Genomic DNA, 22,476 nt, shown 5'->3' on the forward strand with positions numbered 1-22,476 from the left:
TATCCTTGAACCTTAGTCATCCACAGCGGTTTTGGGGAAACCGATTGAGCAGTTTTTTCATTGCCTGCGAAGACATTTTTACTAATTTTCGCCCGTCCGGGCCTGCGCCACCATCGACTGCACAATAACGTCCAAGGAGCATTCGACGTGTTCGAACTTGCAGAGTGGCAGCGCCAGGCCGGTGCCTTGAAATTTCCCGATCGAGCCGTGATCAACGGCCAGCACTGCGCCGCGCAATCGGGGCAGACGTTCGCCGCGATCAACCCCGCCACCGGCCAGTTGCTGGCCAATGTCGCGGCGTGTGGCGAGGCGGATGTGGACGTGGCGGTGCGTAACGCGCGACACGTGTTCGAGGCTGGCAGTTGGGCGCAACGCCCGCCCGCCGAACGCAAGCAGGTGCTGCTGCGCCTGGCCGAGCTGTTGATGGAACATCGTCAGGAGCTGGCCCTGCTCGACTCGCTGAACATGGGCAAACCGGTGATGGATGCCTACAACATTGATGTGCCGGGCGCCGCCGGGGTGTTTCGCTGGTACGCCGAAAGCATCGACAAACTCTACGACCAGATCGCTCCCGGCGCCGTCAATGTGCTGGCGACCATCACCCGTGAAGCACTGGGCGTGGTGGCTGCCGTGGTGCCGTGGAATTTTCCGTTGGACATGGCCGCGTGGAAGCTTGCGCCAGCGCTGGCAGCGGGTAATTCGGTGATCCTCAAACCGGCCGAGCAATCACCGTTTTCGGCATTGCGTCTGGCTGAGCTGGCACTGGAAGCGGGCCTGCCACCGGGCGTGCTCAACGTGTTGCCGGGTCTTGGCGAGCAGACCGGCAAAGCCTTGGGCCTGCACCCGGATGTCGATTGTCTGGTGTTCACCGGCTCGACGCAGGTCGGCAAATATTTCATGCAGTACTCGGCGCAATCCAACCTCAAACAGGTGTGGCTGGAGTGCGGTGGCAAGAGTGCCAATCTGCTGTTCGCTGATTGCCGGGATCTGGATCTGGCGGCGGAAAAAGCCGCGTTCGGGATCTTTTTCAATCAGGGCGAAGTGTGTTCGGCCAACTCGCGATTGTTGGTCGAGCGTTCGATTCATGATGCGTTTGTCGAGCGCCTCAAAGCCCAGGCAGAACGCTGGCTGCCGGGCGATCCGCTCGACCCGCAAAGCCGTGCCGGAGCGATCGTCGATCAGCGGCAGACAGTGAGCATCATGCGCGCCATCCGTGAGGCCGAGCAGGCGGGTGCGAGCCTGGTGTGTGGCGGTCAGCAACGGCGCTTCAACGGCTCGGACAACTTCATCGAACCGACGATTTTCACCGGCGTGAGTGCCGACATGGCGTTGTTTCGCGAAGAGGTGTTCGGCCCGGTGCTGGCGGTGGTGCCGTTCGATGATGAAGACGCGGCGGTGCGCCTGGCCAACGACAGTGTGTATGGGCTGGCGGCGTCGCTGTGGACCGATGATCTGCATCGCGCGCACCGCGTGGCGCGAAGGCTGCGGGCGGGCACGGTATCGGTCAATACCGTCGATGCGCTGGACGTGACCGTGCCGTTCGGCGGCGGCAGGCAATCGGGCTTCGGCCGCGACCTGTCGCTGCACTCGTTCGACAAATACACCCAGCTGAAAACCACCTGGTTTCAGTTGCGCTGATTGCGGTTGATTCAAAAGCAAAGATCGCAGCCTTCGGCAGCTCCTACACCGGGCGAACCTGAATCCTGTAGGCGCTGCCGAAGGCTGCGATCTTTTGCTTTTCAGGAATGTGCACCATCCCTGCTCAGGTCGCGCTTTTGCGGTGCACGCTAAGCAGTTTTTTCATCATTTGCTGCCAACAATTTCCTGATTTTCCTCAGCCCGCACATGGGCCACCATCGATCTTGCCAGCCCGGTGGTTCACGCCAGAGTCCAGCAGAGACCGCAGCGTGGATTCACATCATTGGTGCTGGCCGTACTGCCCATGACAAAACTAAATCAACAGCGTCGGGAGTGCTCCATGATCAAGTCCTTGTGTCTCCGTCTCACCCATCCACTGGCGATTACCGCCCTGGCGGCCACGGTCGCGACCGGCGCGCAGGCCGGTACCTTGTCCATCGGCCATACCACCTGGGTGGGTTATGGCACGCTGTATCTGGCTCAGGACCTGGGCTACTTCAAGGAAAACGGCCTTACCGTCGAGTTGCCGGTGGTCGAGGAAGCTTCGATGTACATGGCCGCACAGGCTTCCGGACAACTCTCCGGTTCGGCCTCGACCATCGACGAAGTGCTCAAGTACCGTCCGCAGTTCTGCTTCAAAGCCGTGGCGGCGCTGGATGACAGCCATGGTGGCGACGGCGTGCTGGTGGGCAAGGACGTGAAGTCGTTGCAGGAACTCAAGGGCCAGGCCGTGGCCGTCAACGAAGGTTCGACCTCGCAGTTCTGGCTCTCCTATCTGCTGAAGAAGAACGGCATGAAAATGAGCGACATCACCGTGCAGAACATGACTGCCGACGATGCTGCCACCGCGTTCATTGCCGGTCGCGTGCCGGCCGCCGTGACTTGGGAACCGCACCTGTCGATGGTGCGCGACAAGCAGCAGGGCAAAGTGCTGATCGACAGCAGCAGCACGCCCGGGGTGATTGTCGATGTCGTGGCGCTCAACTGCACGGTGATCGAGAAGCAGCCCGAAGACGTCAAGGCGCTGGTCGCCGGTCTCTACAGGGCGGTGCAATACACCAAGGACCATCCACAGCAAGCCTACGAAATCATGGCCAAGGGCGTCGGCGGTTATCTGTCCGATCCGAAGGAACTGGCTGCTGCAGCGCAAGGCGTGCGTTTCTACGATCAGGCCATGAGCGAGAAGCTGCTGGGCAAGCCGGGCGCGCCGGGTGACAGCGCACCGCTGATCAAACTGGCCAACGAAACCGCCAGCGAATTGCAGGGCAAGCCCTATAACGTCAGTAACGACGATCTGGTGGATAACCGTTTCGTCAGCCCGCTCTAGGAGACTGGTCATGTTCAAGCGCAATTCATGGCTGAGTCGCTGCATCACACCGAAGACCGGCTTACCGGTGCCGGTGGTATGGAGCGCCAGTGGTCTGGCCTGGGTGTTGCTGGTCGGGCTGTGGGCCGGGCTGTCCTACGGCGGCATCGTCCCGGGGATGTTTCTGCCGACGCCCGGCGCGGTGGTTGAAGCCGCCGTGCGCCTGAGCCGCGACGGCACCCTTGGCACCCATGTGTGGGCCAGTGTCGAAGTGGTGATGGTCGGGTTCATCGTCTCGTCGCTGGTGGCGGTACCGCTGGGGTTGCTGATGGGCAGCTTTCGCATCGTCCAGGCGTTCCTCGAACCGTTGGTCAACTTCATCCGTTACCTGCCGGTGACCTCGTTCGTGCCACTGTTCATCCTGTGGATTGGCATCGGTCTGGAGCAGCGGGTATCGGTGATCATCTTCGGCGTGTTCTTCCAGCAACTGGTGATGATCGCGGATGTGTCCAAGGGCATCTCCAAGGACCTGATCAACGCCTCTTACACGCTCGGTTCCAACCGCCGCGACGCGGTGCTGCATGTGATCGCCCCGGCCTCGGTGCCCGGTGTGCTCGACACCTTGCGCGTGACCATGGGCTGGGCCTGGACCTATCTGGTGGTGGCCGAACTGGTCGCCGCGTCGAGCGGCCTCGGTTACCTGAGCCTGAAAGCCATGCGCGGTTTTCAGGTCGACGTGATTTTCCTCGCCATCGCGATCATCGGCCTGCTGGGGCTGGTCACCGATCAACTGTTCCGCTTTCTTCGCCTGAGGGTTGCCGCATGGGCTCAGTAACTGCCGCCAATCATCGCTTTACCGAATCGCGCGCTGCGGCGCCGCAAGCCGCCCCGCGCCTGCAAGTGGACAAGGTCAGCCTGCGCTACAAAAAGCCTGATGGCGGTACGTTCACGGCGCTGGAACAGGTGTCGTTCGAGGTGCCGGATCAGCAGTTCGCGGTGCTGGTCGGGCCGTCGGGTTGCGGCAAATCGAGCCTGTTGTACCTGACCGCCGGCCTCGCCGAGCCAACCTCCGGCGAGATCTACGTCGGCGGCCAGCAAGTGCAGGGCCCCGGTGCCGATCGCGGCATGGTGTTCCAGAGCTACACGCTGTTTCCGTGGCTGACGGTGCGGCAGAACGTCGAGTTCGGCCTCAAACGGCGTGGCATGCCGGCGGCGCGGCGCAAGGAAATTGTCGATTACTACGTCAACGAAGTCGGGCTTGCCGGGTTTGCTGACAATTACGCCAAGCAGCTCTCGGGCGGGATGATGCAGCGCGTGGCGATTGCCCGGGCGCTGGCCAACGACCCGCAGATTCTGCTGATGGACGAACCGTTCGGCGCCCTCGACAGCCAGACCCGCCTGCAAATGCAGCAGTTATTGTTGCGGGTGTGGGGCAACAGCAAGAAGACCGTGCTGTTCGTCACCCACGATATCGACGAGGCGATCCTGCTGGGCGACCGGGTCTATGTCATGGGCGCCAAACCGGGGCGGATCAAGCAGATCCTCGACGTGCCGATCGAGCGTCCGCGCTCACTGGACATGGTGATGGAGCGCTCGTTTATCGACATGAAGCGGGAGATTTTCGGCTTGCTGCATGACGACCTGGAAGAAGTCCATTGATCACATGAGTCCCCTGTAGGAGCTGCCGCAGGCTGCGATCTTTTGATCTTGTCCTTAAAAAAGTCAAAAGATCGCAGCCTTCGGCAGCTCCTACAGCGGTAATTGGTGATCAGGGAGCAGCGGGCAGCAGGAATCGCGCAATCACCGGCAGATGATCGGAAATGCGCAAGGTATCGTCCTGGCGCACGCTCGCTTCGACCCGTTTGATTTTCGGGCTGTAGAACAGGTAGTCGACGGTGCGATCCGGGCCGTTGAGGCCGGGGTCGTTGGGGTAGTGAGTCAGCCAGTGGGCGCGGTCGATGCCGCTGGCCTCGTTGTTGGTCGGGATCATCGGGTACTTGTCCCACAACAGATGCAGGGCGCTGTCGACGGAGTAGGGCGTGCGCTGTTCAGCGGGCAGGCGTTGATACTGGCCCAGCGGCAACAGGTTGAAATCGCCGCCGATCAGCCACGCCAGGCCTTGGCTCTCATACTTGTCGAGCACCTTGGCCACCGCCGTCACTTGCGCGTGCAAGGTGTCGTCGGGTTGGCTGGCGCGATCCAGATGGGTGTTGAACACCGTCAGTTGCCCGCCGTCACTCAGCGGCAGCTTGGTGGCGAGCAACGCATCCTTGGGGGCGAACTGGCGAGCAATGACATTCGCCGGCGGCACCGGTAATTGCAGGCGTTCGGCGTGTTCGATGCGGTAGCGGCTGAGGGTCGCCAATTGCCGGCCAACGCTGCCGAAAATGTGCGGGTCGGGAACGAAATCGGCCTTCCAGTCGAATGCGTGAGCGCTGCACGGGTAGAGGTCGGTGACCCGTTCCTGCAGCAACTTGAGCTGGTTCTGGTAATCACTGGCCTTGGCGCCGTCATCCAGTTCCTGCAGCAGCACCACGTCGGGCTGCTCGTCCCGGATCACCCTTGCTACCTCGTCGAGGCTGAAAGCCATGTCTTCCGGGGTTGGCGCTTCGTCGGTGCCTTGGGCGAGGTCGTTCCAGAACACGTAGCGCTTGCCCGCCAGGTACTGCACGTTCCAGGTCATGACTTTCAGGGCTTGCCCCGGCACCAGTGTCGGTGGGGTGCCGGTGCAGGTGACCGGCAAGGTTTCGCGCGCGCCGGGGCGCCAGGTCAGGCTGTAGATCAGCCCGCCGATCAGGGCGATGGCGAGCACGATCAACAATAGGGTGTAGCGCAGCAGACGGGGCATGGCTCGGCTTATCGCGTTACAAAAGTGCTTGCGAGCATACCCGACCGCAGACGCTTGGCCCAAGTCTCCTGAAGTCAGACTGCTCCGCTACGTTTGTCAGGCGATTCGCTGATCAGCATGAACAGGCGGAACAGCACCACGCTGGTGAACAGCTGCAGGAAGCTGTGCGCACTGTCGATCAATACCGCGATCAGGGGATTCTGCGGGTCGGGGTAGGCCGCCAGGGTTGCTCCCTTGAGCAGCCACAACGGCCCCATCACACACAGAATGCACAGCAGGATCCGCCAGAAATGCCCACGGGTCAGGCGCAGGCTTTCCTTCATCGCCTGCAACGGCCCCATACCGCGCAACACCAGCAGGTACTCACCAAATGCGAGCATGACCATCAGCATCAAGCCTGGCAGGAAATACAACGACAGCCCCAGCAGAATCAGCAAGGTATTGAGCGCCGTGAGCAGGGCGAAACGCGGCCACAGGCGCGCGGACATCGCCAGCAGATCGAGATTGCGCGGAGCTTCGCCGCGGGTGCGGGCGTCGAGGAACAGGATCAGCGCGGCGGTGTACAGCGGATACACCAGCAGACCGACCACCACGCTGGCGGCGGAGAAACTGTCCGGGTCGGTGACATGGTCCACCACTTGCTGCAGCGCCGCCTCGAAGATCACCAGCGGCAGGCACAGCTGCACGATGCTGCCCAGGTGGCGTTTGAAAAAATACAGAGAGTCGCGCAGTACATCGAAGGCATTCATCAGTCGGTATCGCAGGTGGAAAACAGTGGCTCACTTTAACCGATGATGCGTGGGCCGACACAAACGTAAACATTCGGTAAAGGTCGTTGAAACATCCTGTCACTGCCTCCATTACAGAGGTGCGCCATGTCCGCAGTGGGCACGGGCAACGTTATCCCCGGCAATCTACGAGGTCGCCATGAACAGCGAAGAGCAAACCCTGATCGATGGACTGTTTTCCCGGCTGCAACAGGCCGAAACGGAGGCAGCCCCGCGCGACGCCCAGGCCGAGGCGCGGATCAAGGAACACCTGACCCGCCAGCCGGCGGCAGGTTATTTCATGACCCAGGCGATTCTGGTGCAAGAGGCGGCCATCAAGAGCCTCGACGAACAGAACAAGCAACTGACCCAACAAGTCCAGCAGTTGCAGGCTGAACTGCAAGCGGCCAAGGCTCAGAGTGCGGCCCCGGCGCCAAGCGGCGGTGGCGGTTTCCTGTCGAGCATCTTCGGCGGCAGCAGCTCGCGTCCGGCGCCGACCCAGAGCGCTCCGGCCTCTACCGGCGGCTGGCGTGAACCGGCACCGCAACAGAACTATACGGCGCCAGCGCCACAACAGAACTATGCCGCACCACCGCCCAATTACGCGCAGCAAGCCGCCCCGGCTGCGGGCAGCAGCTTCCTCGGCGGCGCCCTGAAAACCGCCGCTGGCGTGGCCGGTGGTGTGATGCTGGCACAGGGCATCAGCAGCCTGTTCCATCACAACCAGCAGCCTGAAGAAATCGTTGAAGTGATCAAGGAAGAGCCGGCGCAGGTGGCCGACCAGAGCGGCAATGACTGGGGCAATGACCAGCGTGTGGCCGATAACGGTTTCTCTGGCAATGACCAGGGCGGGTTTACCGACACGGACTACAGCGATGACAGCTCGTCGTTTTTCGATGACGACGATTCGTTTGTCTGACTAACGGTCGGCATCGAACCTTGTGGCGAGGGAGCTTGCTCCCGCTGGACTGCGCAGCAGGCCCTTCTTTTAAAAGACAGGGTCGCTGCGCAGCCCGGCGGGAGCAAGCTCCCTCGCCACACTGCTTTTTACTGGCATACTGAGCGCCTTTTTCGGGCCAGGCGCCTGATCCCGCTTCGTGCGCTATGCGCTCACAGGAATCCCGGTGAAAAAAATCGCAGTGTTCGCCGACGTGCAGAACCTCTACTACACCGTGCGTCAGGCCTATGGTTGCCATTTCAACTACGCCGCGCTGTGGGCGGATGTGAGCAAACACGGGCAGATCGTCGAGGCCTATGCTTACGCCATCGATCGTGGCGACAGCAAGCAGCAGCAGTTTCAGCAGATCCTGCGCAACCTCGGCTTCACCGTAAAACTCAAACCCTACATCCAGCGCAGCGACGGCTCGGCCAAGGGCGACTGGGACGTGGGCATCACCCTCGACATCATGGACGCCGCCGACCACGTCGACGAAATCGTCCTGGCCTCCGGTGACGGCGACTTCGACATGCTGCTCGAACGCATCATCAGCAAGCACGGCGTACAGGCAGTCGCCTACGGCGTGCCCGGGTTGACCGCCAACTCGCTGATCCGCGCCGCCAGCCGTTACGTGCCGATCGAAGGCGCGTTGTTGCTGAAGAATTAAGCTGAAAAATTGATTTGAACGGAGTTGAACCCGGTTTGGAACGCATTGCAGTCATCGACTTTGAAACCACCGGCCTGTCGCCGAACAGCAGCTGTCGCGCCACGGAAATCGCCGTGGTCATGCTGGAAAACGGCCGTATCGTCGAGCGTTACCAGAGCCTTATGAATGCCGGCGTGCGCGTCCCGGCCTTCATCGAACAACTGACCGGCATCAGCAACGCCATGCTGCGTACCGCGCCTGCGGCGGAGCGGGTCATGGAAGAGGTCAACGAATTCGTCGGCTGCACCCCGCTGGTGGCGCACAACGCTTCGTTCGACCAGAAATTCTGGGACTTTGAACTGGGACGGATCAAACGCACCCGTCTGCAGAACTTCGCCTGTTCACTGCTGCTGGCCCGGCGCCTGATGCCCGCGGCACCCAATCACAAGCTCGGTACGCTCACTGCATTTGCGCGCCTGCCGCACACCGGCCAGGCGCACCGGGCCATGGCGGATGCCGAGATGGCGGCCAATCTGATGGCGCATCTGGCGCAAGAGCTGCGGCACAAGCATGGCGTGCGTGAGCTGAACCATGACTTGCTGTGCAAACTGCAGAAAGTCCCGGCGGCCAAAGTCAGCGAACACCTGCAGCGCTACCGCTGATCCCCAGCCCGACACAGAACCTTTGTAGGAGCTGCCGAAGGCTGCGATCTTTTGATCTTGCTTTTAAAAGTCAAAGTCAAAAGATCGTCCGAACGCGGCCCGAACCTTCGGCAGCTCCTACAGTGGATTTGTGGTTGGCCCGAACTATTTGCCGTTGGCTTCTATATGGCTCAGCGGCACGCGCTTCTCGATTGCGCTGGACAACACAATCGAGGTCTTGCTGAAGCCAAACTTCGCCACGTGATTGATCAGTTCCTCCAGTTCGGTCATCGAGCCCACCGCGCCCTTCATCATCACGCATGGATCGCCGGTCACACGGAAGCATTCGGTCAGTTGCGGGATTTTCACCAGTTCGTCGTAGACCTTCTGGCTGCCGTTCTGGTGCAGGCGCAATTCGATCATGCACTGGATCGGCAAACCGATTTTCGACAGGTCGATGTTCGCCTGATACCCGGTGATCACGCCGGACGCCTCAAGCTTGGCCACCCGTTCGGCCACTGCCGGGGCGGACAGGTTCACCTTGCGCGCCAGATCGGCGTAGGACGCGCGACCGTTTTCCAACAGAGCGCTGAGCAACATGCGGTCGTATTTGTCCAAGGCCGGACTCCTGAAAATGCCAGACTTTCGAAATCACGGCTTATCCCGTCGATCTCCGTTGTTTCAAAAGTGTACCGGCGCGATAAACAGGTTTTGTAACTTATTTTTGCTCACGGGCCTTTCTAGAATAATCCTCACCCTGCCTCTGACTGTCGAGCTGCCCATGCCTGCCTTGCGCCGTTTTTCCTTGCCGTTGATCGCCGCGTTTTTCGCGCTGTATGTGATTTGGGGATCGACCTATCTGGTAATCCGCCTCGGCGTCGAATACTGGCCGCCGCTGATGCTCGGCGGGGTGCGCTTCGTGATTGCCGGCAGCCTGATGTACGCCTTCCTGCGCTGGCGTGGCGCGCCGGCGCCGACCTGGGTGCAGTGGAAAGCGGCGGGGATCATCGGGATTCTGTTGCTCAGCTTCGGTAACGGCGCGGTCAGTGTCGCCGAGCACACGGGTGTGGCGTCCGGCGTGGCGGCACTGGCAGTGGCGACTGTGCCGTTGTTTACGTTGTTGTGCGGCTATTTCTGGGGCGCGCGTAATACCCGCCTCGAATGGGCCGGGGTGGCGTTGGGGATCGTCGGCATTGCCATGCTCAACATGGGTTCCAACCTGCAATCGAGTCCGCTGGGCGCGGCGCTGTTGATTTTTGCGGCGGCGACTTGGGCCTTCGGCTCGGTGTGGAGCAAACACCTGCCGTTGCCGCAAGGGGCGATGGCCAGTGCCGTGGAGATGCTGGTGGGCGGCGTGGTCCTGCTGATCGGCAGCGCAGTGAGCGGCGAGCACCTGCAAGCCTTGCCGCCAGTGGAAGGCTGGCTGGCCCTGGGGTATCTGATCTTCTTCGGCTCGATCATCGCTTTCAATTCCTACATGTACCTGCTCAAGCACGTGCGTCCAGCGGCGGCCACCAGCTATGCCTACGTCAACCCGGCGGTGGCGGTGTTGCTGGGGATCGTGTTTGTCGGCGAGACCATCGGCATGGAAGAAGCGCTGGCGATGCTGGTGATCATCAGTGCCGTGGTGCTGATCGGTCTGCCGCAATGGCGGCGGCCGGCGCAGCCGCTGGTCGCGGAGCCGCCGAAGACCGCCGTTCCAGCAGAACCGCGTGTGAATTAGGGTAAACTGCGCGCCATTGCACCCTTGTTTTGCGCAACCGCGCTGATTTTTCCTACGGTACTCCCATGACTTTCGCCACCCTTGGCCTGATCGAACCCTTGCTGCGCTCCCTTGAGAAGCTCGGCTACCAGACCCCGACGCCGGTCCAGGCGCAAGCCATTCCGGCCGTGCTGGCCGGTCGCGACCTGATGGCTGCGGCCCAGACCGGTACCGGCAAGACCGCCGGTTTCGCTTTGCCGCTGCTGCAGTTGCTGGCCATGGAAGGGCCGAAAGTCACCGCCAACTCGGTGCGTGCGCTGATTCTGGTACCGACCCGCGAACTGGCCGAGCAGGTTCACGAATCCGTGCGCCAGTACGCAGAAAACCTGCCGTTGCGCACCTACGCGGTGTATGGCGGTGTCAGCATTAACCCGCAGATGATGAAACTGCGCGGCGGCGTCGACCTGCTGGTGGCAACCCCGGGCCGTCTGCTCGACCTGTTCCGCCAGAACGCGTTGAAATTCAATCAGCTGCAAACCCTGGTGCTCGACGAAGCCGACCGCATGCTCGACCTGGGCTTTTCCGAAGAGCTGGCGAACATCTATCGCGCGCTGCCGAAGAAGCGTCAGACGCTGCTGTTCTCCGCGACCTTCTCCGATGACATTCGCCTGCTGGCCGGGCAGATGCTCAACGATCCGCTGAGCATCGAAGTCAGCCCGCGCAACGTCGCGGCCAACACCGTCAAGCAGTGGGTGGTGACGGTGGACAAGAAGCGCAAGCCGGAACTGTTCGTGCACCTGATGCGCAAGAACAAGTGGAAGCAGGTGCTGGTGTTCGCCAAGACCCGCAACGGCGTGGACGCGTTGGTGGAAAAACTCCAGGGCCTCGGTGTGAACGCCGACGGTATTCACGGCGACAAACCGCAGGCGACCCGTCAGCGCGCGCTGGATCGTTTCAAACTCAGTGAAGTGCAGATTCTGGTGGCGACCGACGTCGCTGCTCGGGGTCTGGACATCGAAGACCTGCCGCTGGTGGTCAACTTCGACCTGCCGATCGTGGCCGAGGATTACATCCATCGCATCGGTCGTACCGGCCGTGCCGGTGCAACGGGCGAGGCGATCTCGCTGGTGTGTGCCGATGAAGTGAACATGCTCTCGGCCATCGAGATGCTCACCCGTCAGACCTTGAAGCGTCAGAACGAGCCGGATTTCGAACCTGAGCACCGTGTGCCGGAGACCGATGCCAGCGGTCAGGTGATCAAGAAGCCGAAGAAACCGAAAAAGCCGAAGACCTCCGGTGGCGGTGGCGGCAAACGCAATCTGGGCAAGTGGGTCGACAGTGGCGACACCCAGGCGCCGGAGCCGTCGATCAAGCCTGTGCGTAAAGTGCCGGTGTTCAATACCGGGCCGCGTAAGCGCAAGCCTTAAAGCCAAAAGCCCCTCACCCTAACCCTCTCCCGGAGGGAGAGGGGACTGATTGGAGGATGCTTGAATTCTACGCCGACCTGATTCTGCTGCTGTGAATCCACAATCGACTCGGTCTTTCAGGTCGATGTGTTACGCCAGACACCTCGGTCGGCTCCCTCTCCCTCGGGGAGAGGGTTGGGGTGAGGGTTCAGGCAGGCACCTCGGACTTGAGCCACTGCAACATTCCAATTCCCGCCGCCCGCCCGCTGGCAAAACACCCGGTCAGCAGATAGCCGCCTGTCGGCGCTTCCCAATCCAGCATCTCGCCCGCACAGAACACCCCCGGCAACGCCTTGAGCATCAAACGTTCATCCAGCGCTTCGAACGTCACGCCACCGGCACTGCTGATCGCTTCGTCCAGCGGACGGGTTTTCACCAAGGTCAGCGGTAACGCCTTGATCGCCCGCGCCAACAACGCCGGATCAGCGAAGGTTGCCGCGTCAGTCAATTCACGCAACAACGCCGCTTTCACCCCATCAATCCCGACCTGACTGTGCAGATGCTTGGCCATCGAGCGCGAGCCGCGCGGTTTGCTCAACGCAGCCTGCAATTTATCCACAGGCCGGCCGGGCAGCAGATCAATGTGCACCGTGGCTGAGCCGTGGGCGTTGATCGCCTCGCGGATCGGCGCCGACAGCGCGTAGATCAGGCTGCCTTCAACGCCCGTTGCGGTGATCACGCATTCGCCCAGGCGCGGCACATCGTCGTTCAAACCGATGGCGACATTTTTCAGTGGTGCGCCGGCGAATTTGCTGACAAGCAACTCGCTCCAGGCCTGCACCTCGAATCCGCAATTGCTCGGCTGTAACGGCACCAGTCCTACGCCTTTTTGTTCCAGCGGCAGCATCCACGCGCCATCCGAACCCAGCCGCGACCAACTGCCACCGCCGAGGGCGAGCAGGGTGGCGTCGGGTTTGACGGTGATTTCGCCGTCGGGGCTGCTGATGCGCAGTGCGCCATGTTCATCCCAGCCGAGCCAGCGATGGCGGGTGTGGATAACCACGCCGCTGTCGCGCAGACGCTTGAGCCAGGCGCGCAACAGTGGTGCGGCTTTCATGTCGGTGGGGAATACCCGGCCGGAGCTGCCGATAAAGGTCTCGATGCCCAGCTCATGAATCCAGCGGCACAGCGCGTCAGCGTCGAAGCCGCGCAGCAACGGCGCGATCTGTGGTGCGCGTTCGGCGTAGCGCGCGAGGAACGCCGGGTAAGGCTCGGAGTGAGTGATGTTCATGCCGCCGACCCCGGCCAGCAGGAATTTGCGCCCCACCGAGGGCATGCCGTCGTACAAATCGACCCGCACGCCGGCCTGGCTCAGCACTTCGGCGGCCATCAGGCCGGCGGGGCCACCGCCAATGATGGCGACGTGAGCGGGGAGGGGGGCGGAGGTCTGGGTCATGGCGTGCGCTGCGGTATGGCGGGATAAGGCGCGCATTCTAACAGCGCAGACCAATGTGGGAGATCCCTGTGGGAGCGAGCTTGCTCGCGAAGACGTCGGTAGATTCAACATCTAGTTGACCGACCCACCGCTTTCGCGAGCAAGCTCGCTCCCACAGGGGTTTTTAGTGGATTCGATACCTGGTTAAAATTAATCAGTGTGCTGCACGCTATGAGCGGTATGGCCTGTAGTCCCTTTCGCTCAGGTTATCCACAGGCCGTTCCACAGCCATTGTGGGTAACGCAGCACAGCTTAATGACAACCGTGTGACGTCCAGACCCGTTGCGCGCTGTGATGCAGGATGCCGTGGCGGCGGGCGAGGGCGTGGCGATCCTTGCTGTAGCCACCGCCGATCACGCCAACCACCGGGATGTCGCGGCCCAGGCAATGGCGCATCACGCTTTCATCGCGGGCGGCGACGCCTTCGTCTGTCAGCTGCAGATAACCGAGGGCGTCGTCCTTGTGCACATCGACCCCGGCGTCGTACAGCACCAGGTCCGGTTGATACAGCGGCAGCAGGTAGTTGAGGGTGTCATCCACCACCTGCAGATAGTCGGCATCGCCCATGCCTTTAGGCAGCGGAATGTCCCAGTCGCTTTCGGCCTTGCGTGCAGGAAAATTCTTTTCACAGTGCAGGGAAACGGTGATCGCCTCCGGCGTGTCGTGGAGGATGCGTGCGGTGCCGTCACCCTGATGCACGTCGCAATCAAAGATCAGCACACGGTTCACCCGACCGCTTTGCAGCAGGTAATGGCTGATGATCGCCAGGTCGTTGAAGATGCAGAACCCGGCCGGGTAGTCGTAGTGAGCGTGATGGGTGCCGCCGGCCAGGTGACAGGCCAGACCATGCTCCAGGGCTTTTTCTGCCGCCAGAATTGAACCGCCGACCGCCCGCACCGTACGCCGCGCCAGCGCTTCGTTCCAGGGCAAGCCAAGGCGCCGCTGGTCTTCGCGGGACAACTCGCCGCTCATGTAGCGTTCGATATAGCGACGGTCATGCGCCAGGGCGAGGATGTCGTTGGGGCAGATCTCCGGGCGCAGCAGGTCGGCGTCGCGGGTCAGGCCGCTGTCGACCAGGTGGTCGCGCAGCAAACGGAACTTGTCCATCGGAAAGCGGTGATCCGCCGGAAACTCGGGACTGTAGTCTTCGTGGTAGATCAACGGCAGTGGCATGGCGACTTCATGTAGGAACGATGGAAAGAGTGAACGATCCTACCAGCGATGTAGACTTGCGGCATGGAAACGGAGGGGCATGATGGAGCCGATACTGCAACTGGAAAGTGCGCGATTGCTGATGCGCCAATGGCAGGACGAGGATTTGCCGGCATTTGCGGCGATGTGTGCCGATCCGCAGGTCATGCGTTACTTTCCACAGCCCTTGAGCCGCCTGGAAAGTGCTTCGCTCATTGGTCGGGTGCGCGGCCATTTTGCCGAACACGGCTTCGGATTATGGGCGCTGGAGCGCAAGGACAGCGGCGAGTTCATCGGTTTCACCGGTCTGGGTGTGGTCGGTTTCGATGCCCCGTTCACGCCAGCGGTGGAAATCGGCTGGCGCCTGGCCCGCGAGCATTGGGGGCTGGGCTATGCCAGTGAAGCGGCATGGACCGCTCTGCGTTGCGGCTTTGACCGGTTGTCGCTGAAGGAAATCGTGTCCTTCACCGCCCAGAGCAATCTGCCTTCGGAGAAAGTCATGCAAGCGATTGGCATGCAGCACGATCCGGCCGATGATTTCGATCACCCCAAAGTTGCCGTCGATCACCCGTTGCGCCGGCATGTGCTGTACCGGATTACCAGGGAGCAATGGCTGCAAACCCTGCATGGCTAAGCCGACACGGACGTTTACAATGGCGCGACAATGGCTCGCGCCAGAACCTGAATGGGCCGCCGCAGCCAAGACTGCGTGGCATAGCGTTGTGTGAGGAGAGTCTGAATGAGCCAAGTGTTGGAAGATCTGGTCGACCTGCTGACCCTGGAGCCGATCGAGGAAAACCTGTTCCGTGGCCGCAGCCAGGACCTGGGTTTCCGTCAGTTGTTCGGCGGGCAGGTGCTCGGCCAGTCGCTGTCGGCGGCCAGTCAGACGGTTGAAGAGGCGCGCCATGTGCATTCGATGCACGGTTATTTCCTGCGCCCCGGCGACGCCAAATTGCCAGTGGTTTACTCGGTGGATCGCGTGCGTGATGGCGGCAGCTTCAGCACCCGGCGGGTCACCGCGATCCAGAAGGGCCACCCGATTTTTACCTGCAGCGCGTCGTTCCAGTACGACGAGGCAGGCTTCGAGCACCAGAGCCAGATGCCGGTGGTGGTCGGTCCGGAAAACCTGCCGTCGGAGCTGGAACTGACCCAGCAGCGCGCGCACCTGATTCCCGAGCACATGCGCGAAAAATTGCTCTGCCCGAAACCGATCGAAGTGCGCCCGGTCACTGAAAAAGACCCGTACAACCCGCAGCCGGCCGATCCGGTGAAGTACGTGTGGTTCCGTGCTGATGGCGCGCTGGCCGACATTCCGGCGCTGCACAAATACCTGCTGGCCTACGCCTCGGACTTCGGTCTGCTGACCACTTCGATGCTGCCCCACGGCAAGTCGGTCTGGCAGAAAGACATGCAGGTCGCCAGCCTCGATCACGCGCTGTGGTTCCACAATGATCTGCGCGCCGACGACTGGCTGCTCTACGCGATGGACAGCCCGTGGGCCGGTAATTCCCGTGGGTTCTCCCGTGGCAGCGTGTACAACCGCGCCGGGCAACTGGTGGCGTCGGTGACCCAGGAAGGCCTGATTCGTCACCGCAAGGACTGGGCATGAGCCTGAGCGATGTGAAGCACTGGGTGTTCGACATGGACGGCACGCTGACGATCGCCGTGCATGACTTTGCGGCGATCCGCGTGGCGCTGGCGATTCCGCCCGAGGACGACATTCTCACCCACCTCGCGGCGCTGCCGGCCGACGAAGCGGCGGCGAAACATGCCTGGCTGCTGGAGCATGAGCGCGATCTGGCGCTGGGTTCGAAACCGGCTGCCGGTGCGGTGGAGTTGGTGCGCGATCTGCACGGGCGTGGCTATCGCCTGGGCATCCTGACGCGCAACGCGCGGGAGCTGGCGCATGTGACGCTCGAAGCGATTGGTCTGGCCGACTGCTTCGCCGTGGACGATGTGCTGGGCCGCGATGAAGCACCGCCGAAGCCGCATCCCGGCGGGTTGCTGAAACTGGCCGAGGCCTGGAAGGTGCCGGCGTGCGAGATGGTGATGGTCGGGGATTACCGCTTCGACCTGGATTGCGGGCGAGCGGCCGGGGCGCGGACGGTGCTGGTGAATTTGCCGGATAACCCATGGCCGGAGCTGACCGACTGGCATGCGCAGGATTGTGTCGAGTTGCGGCGGATGCTTCTGGCCTAAGTTCTTTGGTGCCTGAGCTACCTCTTCGCGAGCAAGCCCGCTCCCACATTTGAAATACATTCCCCTGTGGGAGCGAGCTTGCTCGCGAAGAGGGCATAAAATCCGCTAAACAGTTTACTGATCAAACAGCGCTTTCTGCCCCTCCGGCGACGTCAACATCCCATCGCCGTTATGCCCGACCCCTGGCACTTCAACCAGCCGCTGATTCACCCCTTCCGGATGCCGGCGCAGCAGGTAGCCGAAAAACAGTTTGCCGCGTTCCAGTCGATACGCGCCCTGGGCTTCGGCGGCGCAGCTCTTGTCCAGCGCCGGATGCTGCGGGTCGGTGTCCTGCTGACCGAGCAGATAAATCACCTCGCGCTTGATGTAACTGCTTTCAAGCTGCAACGGCGTTTGCCCGCCGGCGTACACCGGCATGTCGCTCAGGCCGTACTTCCAGCGATTAAACCCAAGGCACTGTGCGTGATCGAAGGCCACTGGCCGCTGTTCGTTGAAATACGCGTATGACGACGGGTTGGCCACCACGTACCGCAGGCGAATGCCGTTGGCCTTCAGCGCCGGTTGATCCTTTGCCAGCAGGGCATAACGCTGCACCACTTGGCCACCACCCGAGTGGCCGAAAATCACAATCTGTTTCACATCCGGAAACTGCTTGCGGTCGCTGACCCGGGCGACGATTTCATCCAGCGCGGCGTAGGAACTCAGCGGATTCGGCCCTGTGGATAACCCGCCGCCCATCCACTCGTTGCCTTTCCAGCGCAGCAACGTGTTGGGCAGCGAGTACAGGGCGACGTCGCTTTCATTGAGAAACTGCGGCGCGATCACCAGCGTGTGCGCAGTTTGTCCGGCCAATTCCGTGGCGTGCTCGGCACTCTTGCGGTAGGTTTCGGCGTTGCGCAGACGGCCGTGAATGACGATCAGCACCCGCTCGATTTTTTCCGGTGCGGGGCTGATGCCCACGGCCATTTCGCCGGCCTTGAGTTGCAGACGCCCGGAGCTGATGGCATCGACGCCCGCCGCGTGTGCGCTGCCGCCGATGATCAGTAACGCCAAAAGCCATTTGTGCATTTACAGGTTTTTCGCCGCGAAGGTATCGCACTGGCCGACCTGGCCCTGGGCGAATCCGGTTTTGAACCAGCGCACCCTTTGCGCTGACGTGCCATGGGTAAACGAGTCCGGCACCACTCGACCCTGACCCTGTTGTTGCAGGCGATCATCACCGATGGCGTTGGCCGCGTTCAAGGCCTCTTCGACGTCACCCGCTTCCAGCCAGTTCAGGCGCTGCTGCGCATGGTAGGCCCAGACGCCAGCCAGGCAGTCAGCCTGCAATTCCTGACGCACCAGCAAACCGCCGTCGCCCTGCATCTGCCGCCCCTGCTGCCGGGCTGCCTGAATTTTCGCCGAGACGCCGAGCAGCGTCTGCACATGGTGGCCGACTTCGTGCGCGATCACGTAGGCCTGGGCGAAGTCGCCGGCAGCCTTGAAGCGCTGGGCCATTTCCTGGAAGAAGGCCATGTCCAGATAGACTTTCTGATCCGCCGGGCAATAGAACGGGCCGGTCGCCGAAGTCGCCAGACCGCAGGCGGAATTGACCCGGTTGCTGAACAGCACCAAAGTCGGGTCCTTATATTGGCGGCCGGCCTGCTGGAAAATCGCGCCCCAGGTGTCTTCGGTATCGCCGAGGATCGAACGCACGAATTCGGCCTGCTGGTCGTTGGCCGGTGGCGCCTGACGGGTTTGCGTCGAGGCCGGTGCCGATTGTTCGGTCATTTGCCCGGTGAGCTGGCCGAGGATCTGCAGCGGGTCCTGCCCGGTGATCCAGCCGATGCCGACGATCAGCAGGATCGCCCCGAGGCTCAGGCCTTTGCCACCACCGAAACGCATGCCGCCGCCACCGCCGCTATCATCGCCACGGGCATCGACGACGTTGTCACTGCGTCGGCCTTTTTTCCATAGCATGTGGGAATCCTCTATCTGTACGTGGTGATGAGTGTTGCTGGTGTGTGAGTGTGGCGCCAGTCCGGTCGTCCGTCCATTGGCGCACACGCAAGCAGGCCCGGCCTCGGGTGACGAGGGCGGGCCTGTTATTGACGAGCGTGTGCGCGACTAATTCAATCCGTTGGCGGATTTCTCCTTTCGCACTGTGCGTCAGCGATCGAAGGCGTCCCACACCGGGGCGAAATCCGGGCTGACCTGACGCTGATTTTTCGGCAGTGCGGCGATCAGTGCGCGGTCTTCAGCGTCCAGCTCAACCTGCAGCGCAGCCAGGTTCGCCAGTTGATTGGCCCGGCTGCTGGCTTTGGGAATCGCCGCGACGTTGGGCTGATCGAGCAGCCATTTCAATGCGATCTGAGTCGGCAGCACACTGTGTTTTTTCGCGATCTGCTGAATCTGCGCAATGTCCGAGACCTTGTTGCGCGCCAATGGCGTGTAGGCCGTCAGTGCCAGATCGTGTTGGCGGGCATAGTCGAGCAAGGCGTTTTGTCCGAGCAAGACGTGGTACTCGACCTGGATCGCTGACAGAGGGATGGCGTATTCCTCGACGACTTTGCGCAGCAGCGGCAGCGGAAAATTCGCCACGCCGATGTTGCGAGCCAGACCTTGCTCCTTGAAGGATGCGAGGGTTTCAAGCGTGCGCGGCAAGTCCCAGTCAATGCTCGGCCAATGGATCATGAACAGGTCGACGTACTCGCTGCGCAAAGCCTTGAGGCTTCGTTCCATCGAGTGGCGCATGGCGTCGGGTTGCAACTGGTCCCACCAGACCTTGGTGGTGACATGAATCTGCTCGCGGGGTGTCGATGTGTTCGCCAACGCTTGTCCGACTGCGTCTTCGTTGTTGTAGGCCGCTGCCGTGTCGATATGCCGATAACCGAGTTCCAGCGCCTGCTCGACGGCACGGGTGCATTCGTCGCCGAGCATCGGCCAGGTGCCGAGGCCGAGTTTCGGCATGTTCAAACCCTGGGCGTTAACGATGTGCTGCATGGTCGATCTCCTGTTCGAAAGCAGTAATACCGGCGATATGCCGGGCGGCGATGTAGCCGAACGTCAGCGCCGGGCCGAGGTTGATCCCGCCTGCCGGATAGTGCCCGCCCATGATGCTGGCCATGTCGCCACCGGCGGCGTAGAGCCCGGCGATGGGCTGGGCATGGGCGTCGAGCACTTGTGCCTGCGGGTTGACCTTGAGCCCGGCAAAGGTGCCGAAGCAGCCCGGTTGCACTTTCACGGCATAAAAAGGGCCGGCCTCTATTGGGGCAACGCAGGGGTTGGGAAGGTTCGCCGGATCGCCCTGCTTGCGGTTGTAGGACGTGGAACCGCGACCGAACAACGGGTCCTCGCCAAGGCGCGCATGCGAGTTGTAGTGATCCACCGTGTGACGTAATCCGCTCGGGTCGATGCCGCAGGCGCTGGCCAATTCTTCCAGGGTGTTGCCGGTTTTCAGATAGCCGCTGCGAATAAATCCTGACAGCGGAACGGGAAATGGCCGCGACATGCCCAGGCCATAACGCCGTTGAAAGGCGCGGCTGCAGATCAGCCACGAGGCGACTTCCTCGCCTTCAGGCGTGGCGGCAACCATGGCGCTGACGTAGTCGTAGTAACCGTTGGCCTCGTTGACGAAGCGCTGGCCGTTGCGCAGTACGCCGATGATTCCCGGTTTGCCGCGTTCGATGATGTGTGGGAAATGGCCGATGCTGCCGTCAGCATGCGGCACTTGCGAGACCGGCGCCCAGGCCACGGGCGACGCCAGCTCGGTATTGACCGTGGCACCGACGCTTTCGCCCAGACGCAGGCCATCGCCATTCACCGCCAGCGGCGGCAGTGCCCAGTGTTCATGACCCGTGGGCGTGCGCGGAAACAAGGCCTTGCGCCGTTCGACGTCATTGGCGAAACCGCCGGCGGCCAGCACTACGGCTTTGCGTGCATGGACGCGGATCGGGCCTTTTGCGCTGTTGACCACGGCGCCGTAAACCCTTGCTTCATCGCGCAGCAGTTCGCTCACCGGCGCCGACTCCCATAACAGGACACCAAGGTCCTCGGCGGATTTCGCCAGCCTGGCGACCAGCGCCACCCCGTTGACCAGTTGCATGGCCCGGCCGTGTACCGCCAGATCCAGCAAGTGTCGGGTAAAACGACGGGTTACATGCCAAGCCGCTTTCAGCGAACGGGTGAGATTGAGGAACGCCGAAAGGTCGGCGCCGGCCATGATCGGCATGCCCATGAAGGACGTTTCGCGCATCGTTGTACGCAGGCGCTTGAGCAGGCGTCCGACTTGGCGTCCGTCGTAAGGCGCCGCGATGACCGAGCGCCCGCCCGTGCCAGCGCCCGGCGTATCACCATGGATGTCGGCGATGGCGTTGCCGTCGGCAAATTGCAAAGCGCTGTGCTGTTCGAAAAACGCGACCATGTGTGGTCCGGCAGTGAGGAAGGCGTCGATCATGGCCGGGTCGTAATGTTCGCCGAGTTCGTGGCGCAGGTACGTGCGCGGTTGCTCGATGTCTTCGACGATGCCGGCGCGTCGCGCCAGTGGATTGCACGGTACCCACGCCCAGCCGCCGGACCACGCCGTGGCACCACCGAACAGCGGATCCTTTTCAACCACGATGACTTTCAGACCGTGCCATGCGCCAGTGACCGCTGTAGATAAACCGGCGGCACCGGAGCCGACGACCAGCACGTCACAGTCGATTTCGGGAAGTTCGGCAGGCATCAGGCAAAGCTCCGCAGCTGGGTTTTATTGGAATTAGGTTCCAGAAATTAACTAATTATGTGCAGCTGCAACAAGGCATGGTTCAGTAAAGTGGGCGGTTATCGCACAGCCAGTTCCGGATTTCGCTTTGTCTCGGATGTCTTTTAGAATCGGCGAAATTTCATTTGGATCTTCCCATGGCCGGCAGTCAGATCGAACGGGTTTTCAGCGTGCTGGAAAGCCTCACCAGTGAGCCGCGCGGGCTGCCGATGCAGACCCTGGCCGAGCAGCTCGACATCCCGAAAAGTGCCACTCACCGTATGCTCGCCGAGCTGATTCGGCTGGGTTATGTACGGCAGAATGCAGACACTCTGCGCTATCACTTGTCGACCAAACTGGTGGCGATGGGGTTTCAGTACCTGTCGAGCAGCGGTGCCGACATCGTGCAGCCGGTGCTGGATCGACTGGCGCAGGAAACCGGCGAACTGGTGCGTCTGGGGGTGATCGATGGCGAGCGCCAGACCTGGATCGCCAAGGCGCAGGGCGCCCGGACGGGCCTGCGTTATGACCCGGACATGGGCCGCGACGCGCCGTTGTTCTACACCGCCTCCGGGCACGCGTGGCTGGCCTGCATGAGCGATGCCGAGGCGTTGTCGCTGGTCGAGCGCCAGGGCGCGGAAGTGCCGGTGGGCATTGGGCCGAATGCGCCGCGCTCCAATATCGAGTTGCTGGAGCGCCTGCGGCTGGCGCGTGAGCAGGGTTATGCCTGCGTCGAGGAAAGTTCGGCGGTGGGCACTTCGGCGATTGCCGCGGTGGTCAAGCATCCCGTTGACGGACGGGTGATCGGCGTACTGAGCATCGCCGGGCCAAGCGCGCGGATGCCTGGCGCGCGGCTGCATGAACTGGCGCCGTTGCTGATGAAGTTCACCGAGGAGTTGTCGGCGGCGAGCCTGGCGTCCGAATTGTTTGTCTGACCCGCGCCGATCTTTGTAGGAGCTGCCGAAGGCTGCGATCTT

22 protein-coding genes are annotated in these 22,476 nt (G+C 61.9%); 13 read left to right on the top strand and 9 right to left on the bottom strand.

Annotation, left to right across the window (positions count from 1 at the left end; translation table 11 throughout):
• Positions 1-147: 147 nt before the first annotated feature.
• The 4 genes from OC71_RS04940 (at position 148) to OC71_RS04955 (ending at position 4,603) form a co-directional block, all read left to right on the top strand.
• Complete coding sequence (locus OC71_RS04940) at positions 148-1,638, top strand: aldehyde dehydrogenase (protein WP_041065107.1); 1,491 nt, start codon at positions 148-150, stop codon at positions 1,636-1,638.
• Positions 1,639-1,978: 340 nt separating this feature from the next.
• Positions 1,979-2,965, top strand: coding sequence for an ABC transporter substrate-binding protein (locus OC71_RS04945; RefSeq protein WP_041065110.1), 987 nt, complete (start codon positions 1,979-1,981; stop codon positions 2,963-2,965).
• A gap of 10 nt (positions 2,966-2,975) precedes the next feature.
• Complete coding sequence (locus tag OC71_RS04950) at positions 2,976-3,779, top strand: ABC transporter permease (RefSeq protein ID WP_041065113.1); 804 nt, start codon at positions 2,976-2,978, stop codon at positions 3,777-3,779.
• Positions 3,767-4,603, top strand: coding sequence for an ABC transporter ATP-binding protein (locus tag OC71_RS04955; protein ID WP_041065116.1), 837 nt, complete (start codon positions 3,767-3,769; stop codon positions 4,601-4,603). The genes OC71_RS04950 and OC71_RS04955 overlap by 13 nt, the downstream gene beginning before the upstream one ends.
• Before the next feature lie 109 nt (positions 4,604-4,712).
• On the opposite strand, the gene OC71_RS04960 is transcribed toward OC71_RS04955, so the two are convergent.
• Positions 4,713-5,792 (bottom strand): endonuclease/exonuclease/phosphatase family protein, encoded by a 1,080-nt coding sequence (locus OC71_RS04960; protein ID WP_041065119.1) that lies wholly within the window; start codon positions 5,790-5,792, stop codon positions 4,713-4,715.
• Positions 5,793-5,866: 74 nt separating this feature from the next.
• Positions 5,867-6,541 (bottom strand): YciC family protein, encoded by a 675-nt coding sequence (locus tag OC71_RS04965; RefSeq protein WP_041065122.1) that lies wholly within the window; start codon positions 6,539-6,541, stop codon positions 5,867-5,869.
• A 178-nt stretch (positions 6,542-6,719) separates the two neighbouring features.
• Here OC71_RS04965 and OC71_RS04970 point away from each other — a divergent pair, with 178 nt between their 5' ends.
• The 3 genes from OC71_RS04970 to OC71_RS04980 all read left to right on the top strand — a co-directional run bounded on the left by OC71_RS04970 (position 6,720) and on the right by OC71_RS04980 (position 8,804).
• Entirely contained in the window at positions 6,720-7,478 is a 759-nt protein-coding gene (locus OC71_RS04970) for a DUF2076 domain-containing protein (protein ID WP_041065125.1), read from the top strand.
• A gap of 205 nt (positions 7,479-7,683) precedes the next feature.
• On the top strand, positions 7,684-8,163 hold the full coding sequence (locus tag OC71_RS04975; RefSeq protein ID WP_041065128.1) for an NYN domain-containing protein: 480 nt from the start codon (positions 7,684-7,686) through the stop codon (positions 8,161-8,163).
• Positions 8,164-8,198: 35 nt separating this feature from the next.
• On the top strand, positions 8,199-8,804 hold the full coding sequence (locus OC71_RS04980) for a PolC-type DNA polymerase III (RefSeq protein WP_041065131.1): 606 nt from the start codon (positions 8,199-8,201) through the stop codon (positions 8,802-8,804).
• Positions 8,805-8,948: 144 nt separating this feature from the next.
• Here OC71_RS04980 and OC71_RS04985 read toward each other — a convergent pair whose 3' ends face one another.
• Positions 8,949-9,401, bottom strand: coding sequence for an Lrp/AsnC family transcriptional regulator (locus OC71_RS04985; protein ID WP_041065134.1), 453 nt, complete (start codon positions 9,399-9,401; stop codon positions 8,949-8,951).
• A gap of 163 nt (positions 9,402-9,564) precedes the next feature.
• Here OC71_RS04985 and yedA point away from each other — a divergent pair, with 163 nt between their 5' ends.
• Positions 9,565-10,506, top strand: coding sequence for a drug/metabolite exporter YedA (gene yedA, locus OC71_RS04990; RefSeq protein WP_041065137.1), 942 nt, complete (start codon positions 9,565-9,567; stop codon positions 10,504-10,506).
• 65 nt (positions 10,507-10,571) lie between these two features.
• Positions 10,572-11,912, top strand: a complete 1,341-nt coding sequence (locus OC71_RS04995; RefSeq protein ID WP_041065140.1) for a DEAD/DEAH box helicase — start codon at positions 10,572-10,574, stop codon at positions 11,910-11,912.
• A gap of 187 nt (positions 11,913-12,099) precedes the next feature.
• Here the strand turns inward: OC71_RS04995 and OC71_RS05000 are convergent, their stop codons facing one another.
• The gene (locus tag OC71_RS05000) at positions 12,100-13,347 is read right to left on the bottom strand and encodes a TIGR03862 family flavoprotein (RefSeq protein ID WP_041065143.1); all 1,248 of its coding nucleotides are present in this window, start codon (positions 13,345-13,347) and stop codon (positions 12,100-12,102) included.
• A 291-nt stretch (positions 13,348-13,638) separates the two neighbouring features.
• Positions 13,639-14,559: a histone deacetylase gene (locus tag OC71_RS05005; RefSeq protein WP_041065146.1), complete on the bottom strand. Its 921-nt coding sequence runs from the start codon at positions 14,557-14,559 to the stop codon at positions 13,639-13,641.
• Between the two features lie 82 nt (positions 14,560-14,641).
• Between OC71_RS05005 and OC71_RS05010 the strand changes: the two genes are divergently transcribed.
• From OC71_RS05010 to OC71_RS05020, 3 genes are all read left to right on the top strand, one after another.
• On the top strand, positions 14,642-15,211 hold the full coding sequence (locus OC71_RS05010; protein WP_041065149.1) for a GNAT family N-acetyltransferase: 570 nt from the start codon (positions 14,642-14,644) through the stop codon (positions 15,209-15,211).
• Between the two features lie 105 nt (positions 15,212-15,316).
• Positions 15,317-16,186 (top strand): acyl-CoA thioesterase II, encoded by an 870-nt coding sequence (tesB, locus tag OC71_RS05015; RefSeq protein ID WP_003228466.1) that lies wholly within the window; start codon positions 15,317-15,319, stop codon positions 16,184-16,186.
• Positions 16,183-16,776, top strand: a complete 594-nt coding sequence (locus OC71_RS05020; protein ID WP_041065152.1) for an HAD family hydrolase — start codon at positions 16,183-16,185, stop codon at positions 16,774-16,776. Before tesB ends, OC71_RS05020 begins: the two co-directional genes overlap by 4 nt.
• A gap of 114 nt (positions 16,777-16,890) precedes the next feature.
• On the opposite strand, the gene OC71_RS05025 is transcribed toward OC71_RS05020, so the two are convergent.
• The 4 genes from OC71_RS05025 to OC71_RS05040 all read right to left on the bottom strand — a co-directional run bounded on the left by OC71_RS05025 (position 16,891) and on the right by OC71_RS05040 (position 21,481).
• On the bottom strand, positions 16,891-17,844 hold the full coding sequence (locus OC71_RS05025) for an alpha/beta fold hydrolase (RefSeq protein ID WP_041065155.1): 954 nt from the start codon (positions 17,842-17,844) through the stop codon (positions 16,891-16,893).
• The gene (locus OC71_RS05030) at positions 17,845-18,735 is read right to left on the bottom strand and encodes a neutral zinc metallopeptidase (protein WP_041065158.1); all 891 of its coding nucleotides are present in this window, start codon (positions 18,733-18,735) and stop codon (positions 17,845-17,847) included.
• 189 nt (positions 18,736-18,924) lie between these two features.
• Positions 18,925-19,758 carry an aldo/keto reductase gene (locus OC71_RS05035; protein WP_041065161.1) on the bottom strand — a complete coding sequence of 278 codons (834 nt, stop codon included), beginning with the start codon at positions 19,756-19,758 and terminating at the stop codon, positions 18,925-18,927.
• A complete protein-coding gene (locus OC71_RS05040) occupies positions 19,742-21,481 on the bottom strand; it encodes an FAD-dependent oxidoreductase (protein ID WP_041065164.1) in 1,740 nt (579 codons plus the stop codon). The genes OC71_RS05035 and OC71_RS05040 overlap by 17 nt, the downstream gene beginning before the upstream one ends.
• A gap of 176 nt (positions 21,482-21,657) precedes the next feature.
• On the opposite strand from OC71_RS05040, the gene OC71_RS05045 reads away from it, so the two are divergent.
• On the top strand, positions 21,658-22,434 hold the full coding sequence (locus OC71_RS05045) for an IclR family transcriptional regulator (RefSeq protein ID WP_041065166.1): 777 nt from the start codon (positions 21,658-21,660) through the stop codon (positions 22,432-22,434).
• The last annotated feature ends 42 nt before the right edge of the window (positions 22,435-22,476 follow it).

It is taken from the genome of Pseudomonas sp. W15Feb9B, assembly GCF_000828175.1.
GTDB lineage: Bacteria > Pseudomonadota > Gammaproteobacteria > Pseudomonadales > Pseudomonadaceae > Aquipseudomonas > Aquipseudomonas parakoreensis.